34 protein-coding genes are annotated in these 22,848 nt (G+C 52.2%); 29 read left to right on the top strand and 5 right to left on the bottom strand.

The window, feature by feature from the left end; translation table 11 throughout:
* Positions 1 to 50: 50 nt before the first annotated feature.
* Complete coding sequence (locus L4174_RS14765) at positions 51 to 1,016, bottom strand: GlxA family transcriptional regulator (RefSeq protein WP_248144236.1); 966 nt, start codon at positions 1,014 to 1,016, stop codon at positions 51 to 53.
* A 654-nt stretch (positions 1,017 to 1,670) separates the two neighbouring features.
* Positions 1,671 to 2,156 carry a hypothetical protein gene (locus L4174_RS14760; RefSeq protein ID WP_248144235.1) on the bottom strand — a complete coding sequence of 162 codons (486 nt, stop codon included), beginning with the start codon at positions 2,154 to 2,156 and terminating at the stop codon, positions 1,671 to 1,673.
* 605 nt (positions 2,157 to 2,761) lie between these two features.
* Here L4174_RS14760 and L4174_RS14755 point away from each other — a divergent pair.
* Together L4174_RS14755 and L4174_RS14750 are read left to right on the top strand one after the other, a co-directional pair.
* Positions 2,762 to 2,938, top strand: coding sequence for a hypothetical protein (locus L4174_RS14755; protein ID WP_248144233.1), 177 nt, complete (start codon positions 2,762 to 2,764; stop codon positions 2,936 to 2,938).
* Positions 2,939 to 3,586: a hypothetical protein gene (locus tag L4174_RS14750; RefSeq protein WP_248144231.1), complete on the top strand. Its 648-nt coding sequence runs from the start codon at positions 2,939 to 2,941 to the stop codon at positions 3,584 to 3,586. It begins immediately after the preceding gene.
* 62 nt (positions 3,587 to 3,648) lie between these two features.
* Here L4174_RS14750 and L4174_RS14745 read toward each other — a convergent pair whose 3' ends face one another.
* Positions 3,649 to 4,257, bottom strand: a complete 609-nt coding sequence (locus tag L4174_RS14745) for a S24 family peptidase (protein ID WP_248144229.1) — start codon at positions 4,255 to 4,257, stop codon at positions 3,649 to 3,651.
* 135 nt (positions 4,258 to 4,392) lie between these two features.
* Here L4174_RS14745 and L4174_RS14740 point away from each other — a divergent pair, with 135 nt between their 5' ends.
* The 20 genes from L4174_RS14740 (at position 4,393) to L4174_RS14650 (ending at position 13,597) form a co-directional block, all read left to right on the top strand.
* On the top strand, positions 4,393 to 4,647 hold the full coding sequence (locus L4174_RS14740; protein ID WP_248144227.1) for a pyocin activator PrtN family protein: 255 nt from the start codon (positions 4,393 to 4,395) through the stop codon (positions 4,645 to 4,647).
* Positions 4,648 to 4,657: 10 nt separating this feature from the next.
* Positions 4,658 to 4,846 (top strand): hypothetical protein, encoded by a 189-nt coding sequence (locus L4174_RS14735; protein ID WP_254589102.1) that lies wholly within the window; start codon positions 4,658 to 4,660, stop codon positions 4,844 to 4,846.
* Positions 4,846 to 6,627, top strand: a complete 1,782-nt coding sequence (locus L4174_RS14730) for a replication endonuclease (protein WP_254589101.1) — start codon at positions 4,846 to 4,848, stop codon at positions 6,625 to 6,627. The genes L4174_RS14735 and L4174_RS14730 overlap by 1 nt, the downstream gene beginning before the upstream one ends.
* On the top strand, positions 6,627 to 6,821 hold the full coding sequence (locus L4174_RS14725) for a hypothetical protein (RefSeq protein WP_254589100.1): 195 nt from the start codon (positions 6,627 to 6,629) through the stop codon (positions 6,819 to 6,821). Before L4174_RS14730 ends, L4174_RS14725 begins: the two co-directional genes overlap by 1 nt.
* Positions 6,796 to 6,933 carry a hypothetical protein gene (locus tag L4174_RS14720; protein ID WP_254589099.1) on the top strand — a complete coding sequence of 46 codons (138 nt, stop codon included), beginning with the start codon at positions 6,796 to 6,798 and terminating at the stop codon, positions 6,931 to 6,933. The genes L4174_RS14725 and L4174_RS14720 overlap by 26 nt, the downstream gene beginning before the upstream one ends.
* Positions 6,926 to 7,432 carry a hypothetical protein gene (locus L4174_RS14715; protein WP_254589098.1) on the top strand — a complete coding sequence of 169 codons (507 nt, stop codon included), beginning with the start codon at positions 6,926 to 6,928 and terminating at the stop codon, positions 7,430 to 7,432. The genes L4174_RS14720 and L4174_RS14715 overlap by 8 nt, the downstream gene beginning before the upstream one ends.
* A complete protein-coding gene (locus L4174_RS14710) occupies positions 7,398 to 7,910 on the top strand; it encodes a hypothetical protein (protein ID WP_254589097.1) in 513 nt (170 codons plus the stop codon). The genes L4174_RS14715 and L4174_RS14710 overlap by 35 nt, the downstream gene beginning before the upstream one ends.
* Complete coding sequence (locus tag L4174_RS14705) at positions 7,873 to 8,655, top strand: hypothetical protein (RefSeq protein ID WP_254589096.1); 783 nt, start codon at positions 7,873 to 7,875, stop codon at positions 8,653 to 8,655. The genes L4174_RS14710 and L4174_RS14705 overlap by 38 nt, the downstream gene beginning before the upstream one ends.
* 130 nt (positions 8,656 to 8,785) lie before the next feature.
* Positions 8,786 to 8,911, top strand: a complete 126-nt coding sequence (locus L4174_RS24045; RefSeq protein WP_256549311.1) for a hypothetical protein — start codon at positions 8,786 to 8,788, stop codon at positions 8,909 to 8,911.
* Between the two features lie 2 nt (positions 8,912 to 8,913).
* A complete protein-coding gene (locus L4174_RS14700) occupies positions 8,914 to 9,813 on the top strand; it encodes a major capsid protein P2 (protein ID WP_254589095.1) in 900 nt (299 codons plus the stop codon).
* Between the two features lie 9 nt (positions 9,814 to 9,822).
* A complete protein-coding gene (locus L4174_RS14695; protein ID WP_254589094.1) occupies positions 9,823 to 10,089 on the top strand; it encodes a hypothetical protein in 267 nt (88 codons plus the stop codon).
* Positions 10,090 to 10,091: 2 nt separating this feature from the next.
* A complete protein-coding gene (locus L4174_RS14690; protein WP_254589093.1) occupies positions 10,092 to 10,274 on the top strand; it encodes a hypothetical protein in 183 nt (60 codons plus the stop codon).
* Positions 10,271 to 10,543 (top strand): hypothetical protein, encoded by a 273-nt coding sequence (locus tag L4174_RS14685; protein ID WP_254589092.1) that lies wholly within the window; start codon positions 10,271 to 10,273, stop codon positions 10,541 to 10,543. The genes L4174_RS14690 and L4174_RS14685 overlap by 4 nt, the downstream gene beginning before the upstream one ends.
* A gap of 1 nt (position 10,544) precedes the next feature.
* Entirely contained in the window at positions 10,545 to 11,003 is a 459-nt protein-coding gene (locus L4174_RS14680; RefSeq protein ID WP_254589091.1) for a hypothetical protein, read from the top strand.
* A 3-nt stretch (positions 11,004 to 11,006) separates the two neighbouring features.
* Positions 11,007 to 11,828, top strand: a complete 822-nt coding sequence (locus L4174_RS14675; protein WP_254589090.1) for a hypothetical protein — start codon at positions 11,007 to 11,009, stop codon at positions 11,826 to 11,828.
* The gene (locus L4174_RS14670; protein ID WP_254589089.1) at positions 11,821 to 12,318 is read left to right on the top strand and encodes a hypothetical protein; all 498 of its coding nucleotides are present in this window, start codon (positions 11,821 to 11,823) and stop codon (positions 12,316 to 12,318) included. The genes L4174_RS14675 and L4174_RS14670 overlap by 8 nt, the downstream gene beginning before the upstream one ends.
* Positions 12,315 to 12,662, top strand: coding sequence for a hypothetical protein (locus L4174_RS14665; protein ID WP_254589088.1), 348 nt, complete (start codon positions 12,315 to 12,317; stop codon positions 12,660 to 12,662). Before L4174_RS14670 ends, L4174_RS14665 begins: the two co-directional genes overlap by 4 nt.
* Positions 12,613 to 13,044 (top strand): structural protein, encoded by a 432-nt coding sequence (locus L4174_RS14660; RefSeq protein ID WP_254589087.1) that lies wholly within the window; start codon positions 12,613 to 12,615, stop codon positions 13,042 to 13,044. Before L4174_RS14665 ends, L4174_RS14660 begins: the two co-directional genes overlap by 50 nt.
* Entirely contained in the window at positions 13,044 to 13,460 is a 417-nt protein-coding gene (locus tag L4174_RS14655; RefSeq protein ID WP_248144861.1) for a hypothetical protein, read from the top strand. The genes L4174_RS14660 and L4174_RS14655 overlap by 1 nt, the downstream gene beginning before the upstream one ends.
* Positions 13,457 to 13,597, top strand: coding sequence for a hypothetical protein (locus L4174_RS14650; RefSeq protein WP_248144862.1), 141 nt, complete (start codon positions 13,457 to 13,459; stop codon positions 13,595 to 13,597). The genes L4174_RS14655 and L4174_RS14650 overlap by 4 nt, the downstream gene beginning before the upstream one ends.
* 149 nt (positions 13,598 to 13,746) lie before the next feature.
* Here the strand turns inward: L4174_RS14650 and L4174_RS14645 are convergent, their stop codons facing one another.
* Together L4174_RS14645 and L4174_RS14640 are read right to left on the bottom strand one after the other, a co-directional pair.
* Positions 13,747 to 14,466 carry a hypothetical protein gene (locus L4174_RS14645; RefSeq protein WP_248144863.1) on the bottom strand — a complete coding sequence of 240 codons (720 nt, stop codon included), beginning with the start codon at positions 14,464 to 14,466 and terminating at the stop codon, positions 13,747 to 13,749.
* 145 nt (positions 14,467 to 14,611) lie between these two features.
* Positions 14,612 to 15,676, bottom strand: coding sequence for a site-specific integrase (locus tag L4174_RS14640; RefSeq protein ID WP_248144864.1), 1,065 nt, complete (start codon positions 15,674 to 15,676; stop codon positions 14,612 to 14,614).
* Between the two features lie 109 nt (positions 15,677 to 15,785).
* On the opposite strand from L4174_RS14640, the gene dusA reads away from it, so the two are divergent.
* The 7 genes from dusA (at position 15,786) to L4174_RS14605 (ending at position 22,823) form a co-directional block, all read left to right on the top strand.
* Complete coding sequence (dusA, locus tag L4174_RS14635; protein ID WP_248144881.1) at positions 15,786 to 16,787, top strand: tRNA dihydrouridine(20/20a) synthase DusA; 1,002 nt, start codon at positions 15,786 to 15,788, stop codon at positions 16,785 to 16,787.
* A gap of 235 nt (positions 16,788 to 17,022) precedes the next feature.
* Positions 17,023 to 17,271: an envelope stress response protein PspG gene (gene pspG / locus L4174_RS14630; RefSeq protein ID WP_248144865.1), complete on the top strand. Its 249-nt coding sequence runs from the start codon at positions 17,023 to 17,025 to the stop codon at positions 17,269 to 17,271.
* A gap of 131 nt (positions 17,272 to 17,402) precedes the next feature.
* The gene (locus L4174_RS14625) at positions 17,403 to 18,059 is read left to right on the top strand and encodes a TIGR04219 family outer membrane beta-barrel protein (RefSeq protein ID WP_248144866.1); all 657 of its coding nucleotides are present in this window, start codon (positions 17,403 to 17,405) and stop codon (positions 18,057 to 18,059) included.
* Between the two features lie 109 nt (positions 18,060 to 18,168).
* On the top strand, positions 18,169 to 18,402 hold the full coding sequence (locus tag L4174_RS14620) for a hypothetical protein (protein WP_036755575.1): 234 nt from the start codon (positions 18,169 to 18,171) through the stop codon (positions 18,400 to 18,402).
* Positions 18,403 to 18,557: 155 nt separating this feature from the next.
* Entirely contained in the window at positions 18,558 to 20,378 is a 1,821-nt protein-coding gene (locus L4174_RS14615) for an assimilatory sulfite reductase (NADPH) flavoprotein subunit (protein ID WP_248144867.1), read from the top strand.
* Entirely contained in the window at positions 20,378 to 22,069 is a 1,692-nt protein-coding gene (gene cysI / locus L4174_RS14610) for an assimilatory sulfite reductase (NADPH) hemoprotein subunit (RefSeq protein WP_248144868.1), read from the top strand. Before L4174_RS14615 ends, cysI begins: the two co-directional genes overlap by 1 nt.
* The gene (locus L4174_RS14605; RefSeq protein WP_248144869.1) at positions 22,062 to 22,823 is read left to right on the top strand and encodes a phosphoadenylyl-sulfate reductase; all 762 of its coding nucleotides are present in this window, start codon (positions 22,062 to 22,064) and stop codon (positions 22,821 to 22,823) included. The genes cysI and L4174_RS14605 overlap by 8 nt, the downstream gene beginning before the upstream one ends.
* Positions 22,824 to 22,848 lie beyond the last annotated feature (25 nt).

The following is a 22,848-nucleotide window of genomic DNA, read 5'->3' as shown; positions in this document are numbered from 1 at the left end:
GAAAGAACAAAGGCCGTGAGGAATCACGGCCTTTCTGTTTGTTGTTAGTTTTAGCGCTGATAACGCTTCCGGTACTCCAGCGGGGTCATGTCGTTGGACTTTTTAAACAACTCCCTGAAGTAGCGGACGTCTTCGTATCCGACTTCACGACTGATGTCCTCAATGGTTTGCTTGGTCTTCTCCAGCTTGTCTTTTGCGATGGATAAACGGATCTGCTGAATATACTGAATCGGCGTCTGCCCCGTGGCCAGTTTAAAGCGACGTTTCATCTGCCGTTCACTCAGGTGAACCCGCTGACTCAGCACATTGACCGAAAATTCAAGTGTCGGGCTGCTGTGCATCCAGTCCTGCAATTGATGAATCAGCGTATCGTTGTGCTGGCGATAGGGGATGAAGTTCGCCAGCGCTTTCTGCTGAACCTGATCGGTATCACCAAAGACAAACTGATGGCAGCTTTCACGGATCGTCAGGCCAAAAACCTGCTCGACGATCAGCATCATCACATCACTATAGCCACTGATCCCCGACGTACAGTAGCGCTTATGATCACAGGTCACGCGTCGATCCACTTGCAATCGGGTGTTCGGAAACATATCGCGAAACAGATTGGCAAAGTGCCAGTGCGTGGTGGCGGTCCGGTTTTCCAGCATTTTTGCTTTGGCCAGCACAAATGCCCCGGAACAGATCGACACGATCGGAATGTCGTGCGACTCAAATTGTTTCAGCCAGTCCAGGGTGGCATCTTCCAGCGTCTCTAAGTTGGTGTCCGGAAAACCGAGGGAGCCGACCAGCAGGATATCGGTCTGTCTGACTTTTTCGATGTCGATGGTCGGAGAGACAATGACGCCGCCAAGTCCCCGGATAGGCTGGTTGTCCTGAGTGACAATGTGTATGACCGGCTCAGGTGCGCCGGCAAGCTGCGCAGCAACAGACAAAACTTCAATGGGCCCGGAAATCGATGTTGTGGGTGCATCAGCGAAAGCCAGGGCGGTGAGTGTTATTGTTTTTCTTTCCACAGGATACCTTGTCAAATGAGAGAAACCCTATGCCCTCCTGCCGTGAAATCCCGGCGGTGCAGCAAGGAAAAAGCCCTTCAGCGTGCATTTCTTCCCATCATTGTTGAAGCAAAGGGTGAATGGCGGAGCATGACAACACACGAATTTCCCGCTCTCAGGTCACATTTTGCATAAATATGTCCGGAAGATGACTCATCACGACAATGAATTGTTCTACACGAAAATCTGAAAGTTGAACCTGAAATATCCCGTTTTTTATCAAATTCCCCCACAGCTTCAACATAACGACCAAATTTGATTGTCAGAACAGCAAAAGCATGCGTGCATATTGAAGCATCTCACTGGTGTTCTGTTGTCTAAGCTACTGATTATAATATCAAGAAAGCGGGAGGCACCAAAGCTTGGTTTTGCTTTATCTTTGATCGCGAGCTTGATGACCTGACTGTTCACAACGCCCGTTTCTGAACGACCAACCCGTCGGTGGATGTTGCCAGTGGCGTGTGGTTCGACGGTCGTTGTTCTGCGCTGAAGGAGGGGAGGCGGTCAAAGGCGTTCAAGGAATATCAATGAAAAGACAAGAAATTCAGGACTGGAAATCAAGTCTGAAAAGCCCTGGGTATTCTCCCGGGCTTTGGAAATGACAGACTGAAAGACTTACTCTGAAATGAGTTTGTCTCTCAGAGACATTGAATCAAACGGATAGTAGAAGTCATCTGATAAAGATAATCGGTTTATTTCTTCTTCCGGCAGTGATTGTAAGATGGTTTTCGCTTTGCCTCCGATAGGGCTATTCAGTGCAATCCAGTCTTTCAGGCTTTTCAAGTCACCTGTTTCACCGGCCTGTTTCACCAAAGCCCAAGAGTATTTTTCTCTTGTCTCTAAAGTACAGCGGTCCATCGCTCTTGTTGACAGTTCAAAAAGAACGGCACGTTTCTGAACTGCACGCAATGAATCAAACCAAGCATCCTGAATAGCATTGACCGGACGATTTTTCATTTTCAGGCAGCGAGCTGTTTGCAGATTTACGTCCTGATACGCTTCTTCAATCGAATAGCCTGCGTTCGCAACAAGAGGTAGCAGTAACAAAGAAGCAGTGGCCAGTTTTTTCAACGCACTTCTAAAACAGTATTTCTTTTTCATATGTCTCTCACGGCCTTGATTCAGTGGGCATATTTACATGATTCTTGGTCATTGTCGTTACTCTTCCCTGAAATTACGGTGTCTCTATGTATATTGCGTCTTTGCTTTGAGAATATAGTTGCTTTGGACCGCAGCCTGCCGGGGGCGGGATGGACTGCCTTGATCAGAATCGGGGGGCACTGTCCTATGCTGAAAGGGGGCCTGTGAACGGAATTCGGGCAATTTCAATGAAGTTACAGGAAATTCAGAATGACGCAAGAAACTGAAAAAACACAGCAAAATTACGGTGTCGCCGGTGATTACCCTTCCTGCCGTTTCTCCGTCGCACCCATGCTCGATAATGCGCACAATTAGCACCCTGTCTGGGCTCGTGCGTGATATACGTACCGAAATCGTACGATACTACCTTTCGTGACTTCGATTCAAGGACCGATAAAAAGAGCAGTTCCATCCGGCTGAACTTGGTAGAGCCCTGATGCTTCACGATGTTTTGTTACAGCGTTGCTCAGAAGCACAAAACACGTTGTTAAGACTTTTGAAGCTTTGTCTGCTTTCATAACTGTTGTATTATTGATAGACAAGTATCAGGGTATTGGAGGTGTTTGATGTTTAGCTTACAGACAGCATTGGATGCAAGGTTAGCAACACTTAAAAAGAAGAAAGTGAAGAAAGATCAGGATGTTATGCTTAATGATGTATCTCATGAGTACATTAAGAAATCTCTTAGGCAAGCTGGTATTATAAATACTAAAGGTGAGGTGGTTAAGAGGGTTACTTCTTAAATGTATATATCTCCAGGCATTGTTGTTGGGTTTCATGGTTGTGATCGAGCCGTCTTTGACCAAGTAGTTAAAGGCGGCTCTTCTATTAATAAAAGTGAAAATGATTATGATTGGCTGGGACATGGTATATATTTTTGGGAGGGAAGCTACGAGAGAGCTATGGCTTGGGCTAAAAGCAGCTCAAAAATCAATAATCCAGCAGTAATTGGTGCATTTATAAAACTTGGTAACTGCATTGATCTTCTCGATTCAGAGGGATTAAAAAGCGTATCAACAGCCCATGATATATTAAAAGCCGAATATGACGAGTTGGGGATTGATATACCTCAGAATAGAGTTTTTGCTAATGATATCAGCTTTGTTAGAGAGCTCGACTGTCAAGTTATGTTACGTCTGCAGCAGTTTAATAATGAGTTGATTAGAGAAGAGCTTAAATTACCAGATATTGCTGGTAATAATAAAAGAAAAGTACAAAATCATCACAAGTTTATTGATTCAGTGAGAGGGATGTTTCCTGAAGGAGACCCTTTATATGATGGTGCGGGGTTTCGGGATAAAAACCATATTCAACTATGTATTATAAACCCAAATTGTATTCTCGGCTATTTTGAGCCAATACAGTATAATAACTGGTATAAAAAACTATAATTTTCGTAAATAGAAATAGCCCCACTAAAAAGTGAGCTCTATTTCTACTTAATTAAATTCTGTTACATCCGCTGCCCAGACCAAACAACCTCACCAACCACTTCAAAATCACTGCTCATGATTTCCTCTTTGGATAGCTCCCAAGGCTGATAGCTGTCGTTGTCACTAGTGACAGATAGGCCGTGCTTAGAAAACTGTAGCCGCTTCACCATCAGTTGACCTTCAAAACGGAAGACATAAATCCCATCTCCAGTGAAGTGATCCACGCGGTTCACCATCACAAGACAGCCATTTTTGAGCGTTGGGTACATGCTGTCACCCTTTACAGGCATCAAGAAAATGTTGGCCGCTTTCACACCGATTTCGTTTTGGATGAATGTTTCGCTGAATACGATGTCGCTCGACTTCTCTTCACTGACCACTAAAGCCCCATGGCCCGCACTCACTTCAACTTCATAAAAATCGAGGCTGACATATCCCTTGGGGGGAGCAATAACTCCATTTTGTGATACTTGTCTCGCTTTTAGGAAAATATCTTCAGGGATTTTTTCACGTGTCTTCCATGACTGAATGGTCTTTGGAGAAACCCCCAGAACCTTTGCCAGATCTACGTTTTTAGCAGTATTCGTAAGCTTCTTTAACTCTGCAATCTGCTCGTCGATGCTCTGCATGTGTGCTGCTCCATGTCTGCAAATGTATTGCTAAGTGAAAATTGATCGGCAATAATGCCGCCATATAATATTGCGGGTAATTTGCAGGCGTTTGAAAAGGCCTGAATTGCTCCAAGTGTACTACATGGAGGCTATATGAATACACATTTTGCACTGCTAGCTCGGTTCCAAAGTCCAATCGTAGAACTGAAGCAGGTGTCACAGGAGTTCTTTGGTGTCACGCCGAAGACAGCCGAGCAACGGGCCAAGGCTTGTGATTTCCCAATCCCAACTTTCAAGCTGCGTGACTCTGAACGCTGCCCAACCATGGTCAAAATTGAAGATTTAGCGGTCCACATCGACAAGAAGTACGCCGAAGCACAAGCAGAGTGGCGTTCGGTTCACGGCTAAGGGGGCAACCATGGATCCGATTCACGCCCCTTGTCCTGACATGGCTGGCATGGTCAATCCTGACCCGAAGAAACGCCAGCGTGCCCGGTTCCTGCTGGGCAAATTGCGGGAAAAGCACGGGATACGAAAGCGCACCTACACACCCCGCCCGCTGAATTACAAATGTACGCCGTCCGGCTGTTATGAGGTTCAAGAGTAATGCAACACGGTACTGTTTTTACTCGTCATTTCTTAAAGCGTCTCCCGCAAGTCGTCCGTCAGGATATCCGCACTAAAATAGCCAGCCGCCAGCAGCGCGGCGGGGCTACCCGCGACAATCTCGACCGCTTCGCTGATGAGGCGGTCAAGTTCGGTCTGAAAGTCGCGCCCTTCATTGAAGACAAGTTTTCCTTTGTGGACTTCCGCAACCGGGTCAAGTCTGAGCGCCTGACCCACCACATCCTGATGAAAGATGAGGCAGTGCGTCAGCTGGCCCGTCTGGTCGCTGATGAGAATATGCAGGCAATGCAGGACATTGACCCGCAGGTTTTTGACAGCTTTCTTTCTGCGATGAAGCACATCTATGCGGTCTTGGCTGAGAACCTTCTTGCCATTTCCGTCAACCCGCCAGTCATGCCGGGCGACAAGATGGAAGAAGAACGGGCCGAGCAAGAACTCACGGCTTCAGTGCTGAAAATGCAGTCTGAAGAATGGATTGAGCGCCGCCTGATGCACCTGCGTTCCCAGTACATCGAGTACGCACAGATTGCCCTTGAGCGCGTTGGCGACAAGGGGCACCAGTCCAAATACATTTCCTATCCGTCGTTCCAGAACTGGAAGAACAAGCAGCGTGAAGCGGAGCGGTTCATCCAGAGTACCGTCGTTTACAACGAAGCTACCGGGGAGCACTTCGACCTTGAAGAGGTGATCAAACGCACCACGGCCAACCCGGAAAACCGCCGGATTGAAATGATGGTGCGCTCCCGTGGCTTTGAAGAGCTGGCGCTGGATTTAGGTTATACGGCGTTGTTCCTGACATGGACGCTGCCAAGCAAATATCACCGCAACTCGAAGAAGTGGAACGGCGCGAGCGTCAAAGAAGGCCACGGTAATCTGATGCAGCAGTGGGCGCAGGCCCGTGCCCTGATTGCCAAAGAAGACATTCATTACTTCGGCTTTCGCGTGGCTGAGCCCCACAAGGACGGCACCAGTCACGGTCATTACTTCCTGTTCTGCCACCCGAAAGACAAAGACACCCTGATTCACATCATTTCCGGCGTCGCAACCGCTGAAGACCGGGACGAGCTGGGGCAGGACATTTCCCCGCGCTTTGACGTTAAGGAAGCTGACCCGGCCAAGGGCGGGGCAACGGCGTATATCGCGAAGTACGTCTCCAAAAACATCAACGGCCAGCACATGCCGGAAACCGAAGCCGAAGAAAGCGCGTTTCGGGTTCGGGCGTGGGCGTCCGTGCACCGTATCCGCCAGTTCCAGCAGTTCGGCGGCGAACCCGTGTCCCTGTGGCGTCATCTGCGCCGGGCCACGGAAGAGCAAACCCGCATTGATCCCAAACTCGAAGCCCTGCGACAGGCGGCGGATTCCTCCAAGTGGTCGCTGTTTTGCCAGCTCGCCACCGATGCCCGGCTGGCCTATGAAGAAAAACAAAACCAGTACGGCGAAACCGTGAAGAAAGCCATCGGCTTTCACTGGTTCTCAGAAGGGGTGAGCACCTTCATTGCGACCTGCAGTGAGACTTACCGATTAGTGAAAAAGTCTGAGTTGGGGGCGCTTTTAGAGTCGCGGAGCGGCTCCCCTTGGAGCACTGAAAATAACTGTAACTCCCAGCTCGGAGAGCACCTTCAACGGGTGACCGGATGGAGCCTTGCCGGGGTGCAGTGCCTGATAAATCCCCTGTTGGCCGGGGCCAAAGTGCCAATTGATAAAGACTGCCAGCTCAAGCTGGCGAACAACCGAATCGTGATGACCAGAGGAGAACTGTGATGATTCAAACCATGACCGCCGAGCAGCTACGCCACGCAGAAAAAGCCATTGAGACCGCTGAAGCCCTGTCAGTGGAGGTGAAAGCGGAGATTGAAAAGCTCAAGGCACTGGATATGAAAGTGCTGGTGAAAAAGGTTTCTGCCGTGATGTTGCGGCGGCTCCCTGAGCTTGGAGGCCATCGGCCTGCCGGGTGATTTCTTCGAAAAGCTGGAAATGCTCGACGGGATCAGCGCGAAAGCCCGTGCCGGCTATCGGGCCGAAGTGCAAGCCCGCCTGGCACAACTGGCCGGGGGCGAAGATGAGTAAGAACCCGACCCGCGGTTATATCCGCTGCACCGTGCCGGACTGTGGCGAGGTCTGCACGGTACACATGACCGGGGAGCACCGCCTGATGGAATCCGGCGAGCCGCCGAAGAACCCCCGCAACATCGGCAAGCTCTATTATCGCTGCCCCCGGTGCGGGAACAGTACAAACAGCAGTGCCATGCATGAATACATTGAAAAGCACAAAGTGGAAACGGTTCAGGAACTGGGGGTAGCGCCCATTGAAACCGTCAGGGAAACCACAAAAGAGTCGGTTCAAACCGTTATCGAAACGCACCCCGTGAGCGTTTCCCAAACCAGTGATGACGGGTTTCCAGCGTTAACGGAGCCGGAGACAGAGCCGGAGAAAAACACCCCGAAAATCCACTGGAAAACCCTGTATCCGTGGTTCATCGGGTTATTTGTACTGGTAATGATTTTGATTGGTCTGAGTAAAGGAAAAAAAGATGACAGCGACAGCGGAAAACTTGCAACAAACTGAGATGTTCGGTCTCCCGGAAGAGCAGCCCACAGTGGATGATTGGTCGGACTGGGGCGCGGCGATTCAGCAGCTCGAATCACAGGAAACCCCGGAGCCGGATGACGTGGCGCAGGACGCCGCCAATGATGACGACGCGGCAGAAGCGGCGGTTGATTTGCTGGACTTGGGTTTTGTCCTGTCTGAGCAGGCGATCAGCTTTGCCATCGGCATGGACTTTGAATACGACGAGAAAGCCAAGGGTAAAGTGCTCAAAGCTGCCGGGCCTTTGATGCAGAAACACGGGGCAACGTGGCTGAACTGGCTCGGCCAGTACAAAGAAGAAATCCTCTTCTTGGTGGCCGTGGTCGGTCTGGGCGGCGTCACGGCCCGTCAGGTGAAAGGGCTTCGGGCGGAGAAGCGCGCCCAACTGGCCGAAGCGCAGGAACAGCAGGAGGTGGACGATGGCGAAAAAGCCGATCCTGAACTTGCCGCGGCCTAAGAATTCCAACACCCATCTTGACCCGTTGCACCGGGTCATTATCGGCGGTACGGGCAGCGGGAAAACCTCACTGGTCAAGCACGGGAAATTCATCACCGCCAAGGCGCAGGCGGTGTTCTTTGACCCTTATGAGAACTACGCCGGGAAACCCTTTCAGGGCCAGCAGGTGCGGGGCTACCACTCGAAAGCGGATTTCCTCAAGGCACTGGTCAAAGCCCGTCAGGGCCACAGTGCTTTTAAGATTGCCTACATCCCGGCGGATTTGGTGTTTGATGAACTGGAATTCTTCTCGGCGGCGGTGTGGTCTGTACTGGATGGCCGCAAAGCCCCCCTTGAAATCTGCATTGAAGAACTGGCGTCCTGCTCGCCCACGGCGGGCACCCTGAAGGGGAAAACCGGAGAGCTGTTGCGCGGTGCCCGTCAGTATGGTGGCATCGTCACCACAGTATTCCAGCGGGGGCAGGAGGTGCCGAAAACCATCACCACCCAGTCCCCGACATGGTATCTGTGCGCGGTCAATTCGATGAATGATGCGAAGTATTTGTCGGATGCGAAATCCGTGCCTGTGGCAGACATTGCGGCCTTGCGCTCGGCCAAAATGAACAAGCTGGAAATCAATAAACCGATCGCGGATTTCATCCACGTTGAGGACGGGGTGGGCAACTACCGCAAAGGGGCACTGAACTGCCAGACAGGCCGGAAAGTTTCCCTGACCTACCGGAAAAACAGCCAAAAAGCTGCGTGACCTACCTCACATCTAAACCTATAGGTTACCCGTTCAACCTATAGGTTTCTTCTCATTTTCAACCCTGCCGAAAGTCGTTTTCATAGCCCTGCCAATACGGCGCTATTTTCCAACCACACAAAGGAACGCTATGAAAAAAGAGCACAAAGTGTTGCTGATGACGGTACTGGTCACGCTGGTGATTATCGCAGTGATCAACAACGTCTCCAGTCTGAAAAAAATCAAAGAAACAATTTACGGTAACGGGTGGTTCTAATCATGAGTGTTGTCGCAGTAACGCCAGAAGCGCAGGCGCAAGCCATTGCCAATTACAAATACCAAGGGGTCAAGAAACTGAAGCTGTCGAGCTTCAGCGGTGTGACCTATAACGGCCGCTCAACGCTGACAGTGCCGACAGGCCAGACGTTTGATGCGTTCATGTTTAACACCAACCTGCCCCTTGAACGGCTGGAAATCACGTTTCGCCTGAACAGTAACGCTTTTATCAGCGGTATTCCGGCGACCTTCTTCCAGACGCTGGAGCAGTACAAGCAGATGGACGTTCCCGCAGCCCTTGCACCGCAGGGTGAGCAGGTTTTCATCGTGTCCTTTGCCGACCTGTCCCTGAAGCTGAAAGACGGCCAGCAACTGACCTCACTGGTCACCATGCTGGGTGAGTCCCTTCAGATTCAGGTGGATATTGGCGCGAAGAAAGAAGGTGACCCGGAAATGCCGACCCTCGAAGTGATCGCTGAGGTGAACACCCCGCAGGCGGTGCGTATGTACCTGCCGCGTATCGAGCGCTTGCAGATTGATATGCCAGCGCAGGGCACCAACACCTTTAACACCCTGCCGAACGACATGAAGCGCAGCATTCGCCGCATGCATTTCATGACCGACGCCATCGAAGAGCTGGAAATCAAGCGTGATGACAACGTGGCCTATGAGACCACGGCATGGCGTGAGTGCTACATGGCGAACCGTAATGATCTGATGTGGCAGCAGGGTATGTTCCATCTGGACTTTCTGATGCGTGGTTTTATCCGCAATGAAATGTTCCCGACGGCGCGGGCCAAAGAGCTGCTGTTCACCTTCAAGACCAGCAAGCCTGCGGGCAGCGTGACCGTGATTACGGAATATCTGGACGTTGAGCGCACGGCGGCACAGGTCGCGGGCTAAGGGGGCTGAATGCTGGATTGGCTGAATAATGCTGTCGATAAGGGCAGTGAAATGCTGGGCGGAGCATGGGACGACACGACGGATTTCGCGGGCAATTGGTGGAATGAATACCTTGCCAGCAAACCGACCCCGAACAGCACCCAAGACCCGGTTGCAAACGAGACGGGCAATACGGCCAAAATCACCCAGCCCCAACCCCAGTCAATGTCTTATGGCTGGATCATCGGTGGGGCGGTTGTCCTGCTGTTGGTCATCGTTCTGATTATGCGGAGGTAGACATGCCATTAGTCCCTTTATTAATCGGCGGTGGGGTGTTGTGGGGCAGCGGTGCCCTTGTGGGTGGCTCCCTCGGGTATACCGCCGCCGACGGAACCAAGTACTTGAGTGCAGGTGTTGTGGCCGTGGGGGTCATCGTACTGGTACTGGCGTTTATTTATTTTCGTAAGAAGGGGGTGTTGTGAGTGATGCATCTTCAGGAGGCGGTTTAGCCAGTCTGGCCGGGACGGCCGCCGGGGCCAGTATGGGCTTTCCCGGCATGGATATGTCCGGGGCGTTTGGTGCGCTGGAGTCGGTAAGTGACAGCGGGCCGATGACCACGACCAACGGCCCGGTTGAAATGAACTTTGAAGCGGGGGGCGTGACCTTCGGGGCCAAGTCCACGAACTACACCCTGATTGTGGTCGCGATTGCCGCCATGGTGCTGCTGTTTTTCTACATGAAGGGGCGCTGATATGGGTCTCCTCAGTTCAAAAAAGAGTACCAACCAGAACATTAACCAGAGCACCAATACCTCCAACAGCATGGGCGTGAGCGGTGACAACAGCGGGATGATGCTCAGCGGTATCAGTGGCACCTTGACCATGACGGATCACGGGGCCATGGAAGCGGCGGGGGAAATGGCCAGTGATGCCATGACCCTTGGCTCGAATGCATTGGCGGCGAACAGTTCCGCGTTGAATGATGCCTTCACTTTCGGGCTGGAAACCTTCAACGGGGCGCTGAATTCCCTCGGCGGCATGGCATCAAACCAGAGCAATCTGGCGACACAGTCCATGCAGCTGGCGAACAGTATCAACGCCAGCGCGAACACCGGGGGCGCTAGTGATATCGGGCAACTGAACACCCGCGTCATGATGGCCTTTGCGGCGGTCATTGGCTTGGTATTGCTGGTTGTTTTGCTCAAGAGGTAACGGATGTATCAGACACAGAAAATCATCGAAGTACAGCTACAGGCCGGAGAGAAAATTATCTCGGCTGTCAGCCAGTACCTGCTCATTCGTGACTGCTCCCACACCGTCACCTTGCTGGCGAAAACCCAAAACCGGGAAGTCGGGACCGAGCTGAAGAAAAACGATGTGGTGCCGCTGGGTGGCTTCGAGACCATCGAACTGTACAACCACCATCAGGCGGCGGTCACCCTCAAGTATCAGCTGACCGATATCCCGGTGAACACCCAGTCTGACGCGGTGGCAATTAGCGGCGCGGTCGAGGTGCACAGCATCCGCGAACCCGTGACCATTGATGCCATTCAGCAGACGGTGCCTGTGTCGTTTTCGGCCCCGGTGTCCGTTGGGAACTGGCCCGCGGTGCAGCCTGTGAGCGGAAAGGTCATCGTAGGCAATTTGCCGGATGTGCAGGCGGTGCAAGGGGAGGTGGCGATCACCAATTTGCCCGCGGTGCAAACCGTTAGCGGTCAGGTGGAGATTGGCAATCTGCCGCAGGTGCAGCAGGTCAGCGGGCTGGTTGCGGTGGCGAGCAGTGACAGGCTGGTCAGTGCCGCAACCACGTTAGACCCGACGGTCAGCACTGTGCTGATTGAGGCGGACAACACGCGCCAGTCTGTACTGGTTCAAACCGACCGGGGGCTTTATGTGGGCGGGGAAGGGGTGGACAACCTGAGCGGGATTTATATCGCCGCGGGGGAGTCCATGACGCTGGAAACCGGGGCGGCGGTGTTCGCCTATGCGGTGGAAGGGGCCACAGTCCGGACACTGGCGGAGGTGCGCCATGGCTAGGTTACACGGCGGCAGCGCCGGAAGCTGGAAAAGCGGTGATATCAAGATCCATAACGGCACGCTTGAATCTATCCCGCTGGGCTGGGTGCTCTGTGATGGTGAAAACGGGACACCGGATATGTGCGATCGGGCGGTGGTCGGTGCGGGCCGGTCCTACAGTCCGAACGAGACTTTCGGGGCGGACAGCCGGGCGACAGGGAATCACACCCTGTCATCCACCCAGCTTCCCAGCTCGTCCATGATCTATCAACGCACCAGTAACTTTCAAATCTCCGGCATCACCAATGCGGGGGTTGCCAATCGGTCGATCCCGAATAACGGCTGGAGTGCGTACGCGGAGACCGGGCGTTCATCGCCCCGGACACTGGGTTTACGGCTGCACAATGCCAGTACCCAAGTGAGCACACCGGGCGGCGGGCAGTCTCACAACCACGGCAACGTCGACGTGCGTCAGCAGTCGGTGGCCGTCATCTGGATTATGAAGTTATGAGAATTACAGCAATTACACAGGATCAGCTCATCGTCATTGATGGCGTGCCTGCCTTCCTCGGCCAGATGGGCGGCTTTGCCATGCGCCAGGGCGAGTGGGCGATTGATTACAACACCCTGACCGGGCTGGGTCATATCGAATACACCGATAACCGCCCGAACCAGACCATTAACAGCGCCGTGTTTGATGCGGCCTATGCGTGGCTGATTGACGAGCACACACGCTATGTCACGGCCATAGCCGAACAGGAAGCAGCAGAGGAAGCGGTACGCAATGAGCAGCAGCAAGATCCTATTGATACTGAGTTTGATTCTATTGGGGATGGGAACCATGACGTTTTATAAGCCGCGGGGCATTCGCAACAACAATCCGGGCAACATCGAGGACAACGGCACCGCATGGCAGGGCCGAGTCGGCAGCGATGGCCGCTTTGTGATTTTCGACAGACCGGAGAACGGCATCCGGGCACTGGCCCGGACGCTGAAGACCTACCGCAACCGCCACGGCCTGACGACGGTGCGGGGCATTATCAACCGCTGGGCGCCGCCTGTGGAGAATGACACCACCGCCTATGTGAACCACGTCGCCGGGGCGCTGGGTGTGTCTCCGGACATGTCGCTGTCAGAGGCGGAAACGATGGCCTTAGTTCCTCTGATTATCCGCTATGAAAACGGCGTGCAGCCCTACAGTGACCGGGTGCTGAATGCTGGTATTCAGGCGGCGTAATGCTGAGTGCAATCTTGAGCCTTATCACGGGTGGGGTGGCAGCTTGGCAGCAGCACAGCCAGAACAAGGCGGAAGCGCTGAAGCGTAAAGACGAGCTGGAGCAGGCCAAGCACGCCGCCCGGCTCAAGCGGTTGGAGTACGGCGACGAGCAGGCGGCGAATCTGGATGAGCTGAGTCTCAAGGACCGGGGCTGGAAAGATGAATTCATCTTGCTGGTTGTGTTCACGCCCTTGGTGCTGTGCTTCTGGCCTGACTATGCGGTGTACGTGGATGCGGGCTTTCAGGCGCTGCGGAACATTCCGGAGCCTTACTGGTACGTGGTTGGGGCCATCGTCGTGGATGTGCTGGGAATGCGCTCTATGGTGCGCTACCTGCTCGAATTCTTCTCACAAAAACTCAGAGGCAAACCCACATGATAGAAATACTGCAACAACTGACGGCGATGGGCTTACCGCCCACCATGATCGCGCTGCTTATCGTCCTGTACAAGCAGGACAAGCGCCTGACGATACTGGAAACCATGAACATACAACCGGGGAAAAAGAATGGCTAAGACAGGACTGAAACGTAACGGCACACTGAAGAAAGGCTACCGCTTCGCGAAAGGTGGCCGGGTGGTGAAAGCGAAGAATGCGACCGTGAAGCGGAAGCGAAAATAATTATCAACCCGCCATTTCTGGCGGGTTACTTTTGAGGAAGTAGTTAGAGTTTTGGGAGGTTTTCTATAAGTTGGGGGTATTTAGATAGAAACTTTATGTACGAAGAACCATAGATGGTTATTCTGTAATTATCACCATCATCAGTAATTAGTCCCGAACTAACAGGGAAAGCTGCGTATTTTATCCAATCCCAGCCAGAAAATGCCTCTGGTAACGAATTTTTCTGTTTTTCAAAATAACGTTGAAAATTAATTTTGCTTATATGTCCATTCTGGTTGGCAATTGATTCGAGTATGTCAAACTGAGATCGAAATAAAACTCTACTTATCTCACCGAAATGAATGGTACTCCTTAGGATTGATGCTTCTTTGAGCAATAGTTCGATTGCATCATTATCCGATAGATTCAATGCGGATAGATGCTCTCGCATTGAGCCTAATAGAAATTCACTATATTCAGTGGTATCATTACTTTGCTTTGCTTTTACAGACTCAAGTGTCATACCCTCCGGTAATTCCGAAGGTAGTAAGCTTACTTTCTCACTTGACTCAACTGATTGTTTGTCAGCAGCGAATTTAGCCGCTACTCCACTTAGTGAGGCGGAAAATTCTGTTAATGTATTTTTAGAAAAAAAACTTTTCAAAGTATTGGAAATACTAGCGCGAAATCTAACACCTAAAAAAATAATAGTTGCTGGCCAGATAACCTTATCAATCAAATCAATTATTAATTTTGGTGTCCAAATTAATTCATTACTTTCCATGCAAGTCCCAATCGATAAAACGATGTTAAATTTTTAATGATTCTGAATAGGTTAACACGAAACTATCAAAGATAAATTCAGTATCTAGTAAGAGTGTTGAGCCAGTACGATTTGTAGATGGGCTCCCAAATTGGGGAGCCGTTCATTAATACTGTTCATGCAACTTATGCGGATGTAACTGTGTATACACCTGCCAAAGAATGTTCAGGTTGCGATGCCCCGTCACCTGTGCCACATCCTCGATGCTGTATCCTCGCTCAAACAAGCGGCTTGCACCTTCCCGGCGTAAGTCGTGATAACGCAAGTCCTCAATCCCTAAGCTGTTCCTGACTCGCTGGAAGCCTGCCGTGACGCTTCGCGGGTTGTAGGGGAAAATCAGCTCATTGCTTCTATCTTGCCGCATGGCGATATCAAAGGATTCGCCCAGCAGCGGTACGATCATGTGATTACCTTCTTTCTTGCGCGGGTCTTTGCGATCTCGGACAAGAATTGTTTTGTGTGCTTCGTTGAGGTCTTCCCAGCGCAGGCGGCAAACTTCCCCGATACGCATACAGGTCAGAATGCTGAAATCCAGAATATCGACGAACGGAATCCGGATCTTGCCGTTGCTACGGTAGGACTGGCGGGCCAGCAGCCCCTCTTTCAACAGCTCCAGTTCTTCCCCGGTTGGCCGTCGGGTACGTTTCTGACTTTTGCCCACTAAGCCCATATCATGGAGTACAGGCACGGCTTCTTCAAAGATGGCATGGTTCGCATCTACGTTGAACACCGGGCCTGCTTTTTTCATCACTGAGCGCAGGTAAGCAATATCGTGATAAATTGTCGCTGGCTTTGCTCCGGCGGCTTTCCGGTGGCGGCAGTGCTGAATCAGATCACTGGTTTTGAGCTTGCTACTCTCCACTAAGGAGATGTCACAGTCCCGGAGCATCCGAAGTACGTATTGTTTCGTCCGGCCTGTTCTGTCCCATAAGTCCCTGTCACCGATGTACATATCCAGCAATGCAGATAGCAAGACGGTTTTCAAGCCAGAGTGCATGGGGTTTTCCAGCTCGTTCAGACGCTTGCGGGCGTAGGTTCGGGCGAGCTCTTTTTTCCTGAATGTTTTGGACTCTCTGTGTATAATCTGCGAATTCTTTTTGACGATGAGTTCAACTGTGTAGCGGCTTTCACCGCTTTTCAGCGTACGTTTTCTAATGCTGAATGATGCCATTGTCCTACTCTTTTTATACGTACCATATACGTACGAATTGAAGATTTGGGGCGAGAGGTTAGCAAACTCATGTATATATATACAGTATCCAGATCGTAAGTAAGCCATGATGAAACCTGAAAACCCTACTCAATACCCGACTTGCCGTTTCTCCGTCGCACCCATGTTGGACTGGACTGACCGCCATTGCCGTTACTTCCACCGGCTGCTGTCTGAGCATGCGCTGCTGTACACCGAGATGGTGACCACCGGGGCCATTATTCACGGCAAGGGCGACTTTCTGGCGTATAACGAGGAAGAACATCCGCTGGCATTGCAGCTGGGTGGTTCGAATCCGGCGGATCTGGCGCATTGTGCCAGGCTGGCGCAGGATCGCGGTTATGATGAGGTGAACCTGAATGTGGGTTGCCCGTCGGACCGTGTTCAGAACGGCCGCTTTGGTGCTTGTCTGATGGGCGAGGCGGATCTGGTGGCACAGTGTGTTTCTGCCATGCGTGAAGTGGTCGATATTCCGGTGACGGTGAAAACCCGGATCGGGATTGATGAGCAGGATTCGTATCAGTTCCTGGTTGATTTTGTCGGCACTGTGTCTGAGAAAGGCGGTTGCGACAATTTCACCATTCATGCCCGTAAAGCCTGGCTGAGTGGCCTGAGCCCGAAAGAAAACCGCGAAATTCCGCCACTGGATTACCCGCGTGTGTATCAGCTGAAGCAGGACTTTCCGCATCTGACGATGGCAATCAATGGCGGTGTCAAAACACTGGCCGAGATTGAAGCGCATCTGGCACATCTGGATGGTGTCATGGTGGGTCGCGAGGCGTATCAGAATCCATATATGCTGGCCGAACTGGATCAGCAGCTTTTTGGTTGTGATCGCCCAATCAAGAAGCGCCGCGAAGTGGTCGAGGCCATGTATCCTTATATTGAGCGCCAGCTGGCGAACGGGTCCTATCTGGGCCATATCACACGCCACATGCTGGGATTGTTCCAGAATATGCCGGGTGCACGCCAGTGGCGTCGCCATATCAGTGAGAATGCCCACAAACCGGGCGCAGGCATTGAGGTGGTACAGCAGGCGCTGGACAAGATTCCTGCACATCTGGATGTGTGATCCGGATGAAAGCGATTTGGTGAATTTAACCGAAGGGTCTGGTGAAATTCGCTAATCTGTGCTGAAGACGCCGCAGCCTCGGGTTGCGGCGTTTTTGTATCTGCTTGATAGATAAAGATTTGATTCAATTCGGGAGGTTGGCCCGAAACCTGCTAAGTTATCTGTATTATCATCCTCAGAAACATGGTGAACTGTGTTCTGTCTGAGAATTTCTGGTGTAAATGGAGAGATTGGAATGGTTGAAATTTTATTTCTGCTGGTATTTGCCGGTGTGTTGGTGATGACGGGTGTCAGTCTGCTGGGCATGATGGTTGCCATCGCGGCCGGATTTGTGGTGATGGCGCTGGCAGGTTTGCTGGGGGTGGTCATCAAGCTGTTGCCATGGATTATCCTGATTGCGATTGGCGTTTGGATCTATCGAAATGCACGTCGGGATAACCCGTATCGCAGCGGTCGTTATCGCGATATGCATAGACGCAAATAACAGCGTGTTCAAAAAGTGAGCTTGACCCAAATCCCTGATTCTCATTGACGAAATGCGGTTTTCTTAAACAGCATCTGGTATAGTCTGGCGCAGCAAAAGCAAAGCAAAAGATAACGAGCGGAGACTCAAAAATGAAAAAAACGATGCTTTCAGCAGCGGCCGTAGCAGTGGCGCTGGCGACAGCTGTACCAGCCCAGGCTGATATGCTGTTAGGCGGTACTGTGGGCGCGGATGCGTGGTTTAGCAGTGCTGAAATTAACGACGCTGTAGACGGTGGCGATAACACAGTTCCTTCGTTCTACGCCTCGTTTGAACATTTTGTTCCACTGATTCCAAATGCGCGAATTGCTTATGCCAATATCGAAGCGGATGCAGTGGCATTTAAACAAACAGACCTGACTGCTTATTACGAGATCCTGGATAACGATCTGGTTTCTGTCGATGTGGGTGTATCTCTGATCAAATTCACCAATGGTGAATACAATGCTCAGGGCCATATTCAGACGTTCGACGATGAGTGGCAGCCTGCTGTTTACGGGAATGTCGAGATTGGTTTCCCGATGACACCGCTGACTGCCTTTGCTGAAGGTAACGTGGGTGAATTCGACGGCACCAGCACGCTGGATGCAAAAGCCGGTCTGAAGTTCACGATTCCGCTGGTAGCAGCCGATCTGAACCTGCGCGGTGGTTACCGTGTGATGGATTACGATTTTGACGCGATCAACAACCCGCTGGGTGGCAAAGTGAAACTGGACGGTTTCTTTGCCGGTGTCGAAGTCGATTTCTGATCGACCTATCAATGCTGAAAAAAGCCATGCTTCTTGCATGGCTTTTTTGTTGCCTGTTTTTCCAGTTATGAGCCATGTTTAAAAGGGCAATCACGCAGGAATCAGGCCGATGACAATTACCGAGTTACAGCGTTTATACGCCAACAGTGAAATTGTAGAAGCGGTTATTGAGCCATCTCTCCAGGCAAACGGCTGGGTGGTGGAATTTCGTCATCGCCGAGGTGGCTTTGTCACCCTGACCGACGGTGCTGGCAGTGAAAAGTGCTACCGGGACATTGATACCGCCACTGAGCGGGCGTTTGAAGTCGGTTTCCATCAGGTCCGGATCGCTGATCATTTCTGATCTCTGTGTTGCCCAGTCTCCGGATTGGGCACGTTTTCTTCTTCTCTGCTGATTCTCTCTTCCAAAAAGTTATAAAACATTCTTATCTATTCTTTCTTGTTATTTCGTCGAATAGCTAATCTACCCATTACGCAATGTAAAGGGATCGTCGTGTCATGTTACTTAAGGAACTCTCGGCTTTAGCCAGCCCTCTCAATGATCAGCAGATTGGTCAGTTGCAACAGGCAGTCGCAGAACTGTCATCCCAGCAGCTGGCCTGGATCAGCGGTTATTTTTGGGGACTCAGTCAAACCCAGTCGGCAGGTCAGCAGCCTGCCGGTCAGCCTGTGGCCGCGGTGGCTGCCAAACCGGCTGGCAAACTGACCATTATTTATGCCTCTCAGACCGGGAACGCCAAAGGCGTGGCTCAGGCGCTGAAGGAGGAAGCGGTTGCAGCCGGTATTCAGGCGGATGTATTTGCATCCGGTGACTATAAAGGCAAAAACCTCACCAAAGAAACGCATGTGGTGATTGTCGCTTCCACCCACGGTGAAGGGGAAGCTCCGGATGACGCCATGGAACTGCATGAATTTCTGCAGTCCAAGCGTGCACCGAAGCTGCCGAACCTGAACTACGCCGTGCTGGGTCTGGGCGACTCCAGTTATGAATTTTTCTGCCAGACGGCAAAAGACTTCGACAGCTATCTGAGCAAGCTGGGTGCCAAACCTTTTGTGGATCGGATCGACTGTGATGTGGATTACGATGCACCTGCTGCCGAATGGCGTGCCAAGGCGCTGGAATCCATCAAAGACGAACTGCTGGGCGGCGGTGATGCGGAAGTGGTGCAACTGCCGGTCGGGCAGAGTGCGCAGGCGGCCGTTTCTCAGTACAACAAGCAAAATCCGTATCCGGCTGAGCTGCTGCTGAGCCAGAAGATCACGGGCCGTGATTCAGGCAAGGATGTTCGCCATGTCGAGATTGACCTGGCTGAGTCCGGCCTGACCTATCAGCCGGGTGATGCACTGGGTGTCTGGTATGACAATGATCCGGCACTGGCTGAAGCTCTGGCCGCCAAGGTTGGCCTGAGCGCTGATGCAAGTGTTGAGGTGGACGGTGCAACCCTGAGCCTGAAAGACGCACTGGTCAGCAAATATGAAATCACGGCTGCCAACCCGCAACTGGTGACCAAATTCGCTGAACTGTCCGGCAGCAAAAAACTGCTGAAACTGGTGGAACACAAAGACAAGCTGCGCGAATACGCGGCGAACACTCAGGTGATTGATGTCTTTGCTGAGAAGAAAACTGAGCTGACGGCCGAACAGCTGCAAGGTTTGCTGCGCCGTCTGACGCCGCGGCTGTACTCCATTGCTTCCAGCCAGGAGGAAGTGGGTGAGGAAGTGCATCTGACAGTCGGTCTGGTGGAATACCAGCAGGGCGAAGAAAGCCGCTTCGGCGGGGCCTCCGGTTATCTGGCCCACCGCCTGGAAGAAGGCGCGAATGTCCGGGTCTTCGTGGAAGGCAACAACAACTTCAAACTGCCGGCTGATGATAATACGCCGGTGATCATGATTGGTCCGGGAACGGGTATTGCACCTTTCCGTGCGTTTATCCAGGAACGGGATAACCGTGACGCAGAAGGGAAAAACTGGCTGTTCTTCGGCGATCGCACCTTTACGGATGATTTCCTGTATCAGGTGGAATGGCAGAAATACCTGAAAGACGGTGTTCTGTCCCGACTGGACGTGGCTTTCAGCCGTGACCAGCAAGAAAAAGTTTATGTCCAGCACCGCATTCTGGAGAACGCGGCGGAAGTATGGCAATGGCTGCAGGATGGCGCCCATCTTTATGTCTGTGGTGACGCGAACCGGATGGCCAAAGACGTGCATGAAGCACTGATCACTGTGGCCGAGCAGCAGGGCGGCAAGAGCCGTGAAGATGCAGAGCAATATTTGAATGATTTGCGTAAAGCCAAACGCTACCAGAAGGATGTGTACTAATGACTGAGAAACTGTCCGATAACGAACGTCTGAAACGCGAAAGTGACTTCCTGCGCGGGACTATTGCAGAGGATCTTCAGGACCGCATTACCGGTGGCTTTACCGCAGACAACTTCCAGTTGATCCGTTTCCACGGTATGTATCAGCAGGACGACCGCGATATTCGCCCTGAGCGTCAGAAGCAGAAACTGGAACCGCTGCATAACGTGATGCTGCGTGCCCGGATGCCGGGCGGGATCATTACGCCAAAACAATGGCTGGCGATTGATCAGTTCTCGCAGGACAAAACCATGTACGGCAGTATCCGTCTGACCACCCGCCAGACGTTCCAGTTTCATGGTGTGTTGAAACCGAACATCAAACTGATGCATCAGACGCTGAACGACTACGGCATCGACTCGATTGCGACCGCCGGGGACGTAAACCGGAACGTTCTGTGTACCTCGAACCCGGTTGAGTCTGAGCTGCACCAGCAGGCGTACGAGTGGGCTAAGAAAATCAGTGAGCATCTGCTGCCGAAAACCCGCGCCTACGCGGAAATCTGGCTGAATGGTGAGAAGCTGGAAGGCCATAAAGATGAAGAGCCGATTCTGGGCTCGAACTATCTGCCGCGTAAATTCAAGACCACGGTCGTGATCCCGCCGCAGAATGATGTGGATGTTCACGCGAACGACCTGAACTTCGTCGCGATTGCGGAAAACGGTCAGCTGGTCGGCTTTAACGTGCTGGTTGGCGGCGGTCTGGCGATGACGCACGGCGACACTGCGACGTATCCGCGCCGTGCTGACGACTTCGGTTTTGTGCCGCTGGAGAAAACTCTGGATGTTGCCGCAGCCGTTGTGACCACGCAGCGTGACTGGGGGAACCGTTCAAACCGGAAGAATGCGAAAACCAAGTACACGCTGGATCGTGTGGGTGTTGACGTGTTCAAAGCTGAGGTTGAGAAACGTGCGGGTGTGGCATTCGAAGAAAGCCGCCCGTATGAATTTACCGGCCGTGGCGATCGTTTTGGCTGGGTCAATGGCATTGATGGGAAGTACCACCTGACGCTGTTTATTGAAAACGGTCGTCTGCTGGATTATCCGGACAAGCCGCTGAAAACCGGTGTGGCTGAGATTGCGAAGATCCATAAAGGGGATTTCCGCATGACGTCTAACCAGAACCTGATTATTGCCGGTGTGGCGCCGGAAGACAAAGCGACGATCGAGCAGATCGCCCGTGCTCACGGCCTGATCGACGACGGTGTCAGCGTTCAGCGTCAGAATTCGATGGCTTGTGTGTCGCTGCCGACCTGTCCGCTGGCGATGGCCGAAGCCGAGCGCTTCCTGCCTGATTTCGTCACTGATTTCGAAGCTCTGCTGGCAAAACATGGTCTGAGCAAGGATGAGCACATCATTTTGCGGGTCACCGGCTGTCCGAACGGCTGTGGCCGCGCCATGCTGGCAGAAATTGGTCTGGTGGGTAAAGCGCCGGGCCGTTACAACCTGCATCTGGGCGGGAATGTAAACGGGACGCGTATTCCGAAGATGTACCGTGAAAACATCACGGTTGATGAAATCATGACTGAGTTAGACCAACTGGTCGGCCGCTGGGCGACTGAGCGGGAAGCCGGTGAAGGGTTTGGTGATTTCACCATTCGCGCTGGCATCATCGCTCCGGTTGAGGTCTCTGTGAGGGATTTTTATGCCTAAATATGCGTTGGCGGATCTGCTGAATGCAACGAAAGTTGAGCAGATCCTTCAGCTGGCGGAAATTAACGCCGAGCTGGAGCAGATGACCGCCCGGGAGCGGGTTCGCTGGGCGCTGGAATTTCTTGACGGCAATTATGCGCTGGCGTCCAGTTTCGGCATTCAGTCTGCTGTGATGCTGCATCTGGTCACGCAGGAATCACCGAATATTCCGGTGATCCTGACGGATACCGGCTATCTGTTCCCGGAAACGTATCAGTTCATTGATTTTTTGACTGAGCGCTTGTCGCTGAACCTGAAGGTTTATCGTGCTGAACTGAATCCGGCCTGGCAGGAAGCCCGTTATGGTCAGTTGTGGACGCAGGGTGTGGAAGGCATCAAGCAATACAATAAGATCAACAAGGTGGAGCCGATGCGCCGTGCGCTGGATGAGCTGCAGGTGAATACCTGGTTCTCCGGTCTGCGCCGTGAGCAGTCGTCCTCCCGTGCAACACTGCCGGTACTGGCGATTCAGAATGGGAAGTTCAAGTTTCTGCCGCTGATCGACTGGACCGAGCAGGATATTGATGCGTATCTGATGAAGCATGATTTGCCTTATCACCCGCTGCGAGAGCAGGGATACCGCTCAATGGGCGATGTGCATACCACGGCGAAGTGGGAACCGGGAATGAAAGAAGAAGACACGCGCTTCTTCGGTCTGAAACGGGAATGCGGCCTGCACGAAAATGACGTGGAGAGCGATGGTTCCGGTATTTAAGTCCGAGCCTGAACCGTCATACTTT

It is taken from the genome of Photobacterium sp. CCB-ST2H9 (assembly GCF_023151555.2).
In the GTDB taxonomy this organism is placed as follows: Bacteria; Pseudomonadota; Gammaproteobacteria; order Enterobacterales; family Vibrionaceae; genus Photobacterium.
This window is presented reverse-complemented; position numbering and strand designations above follow the sequence as displayed.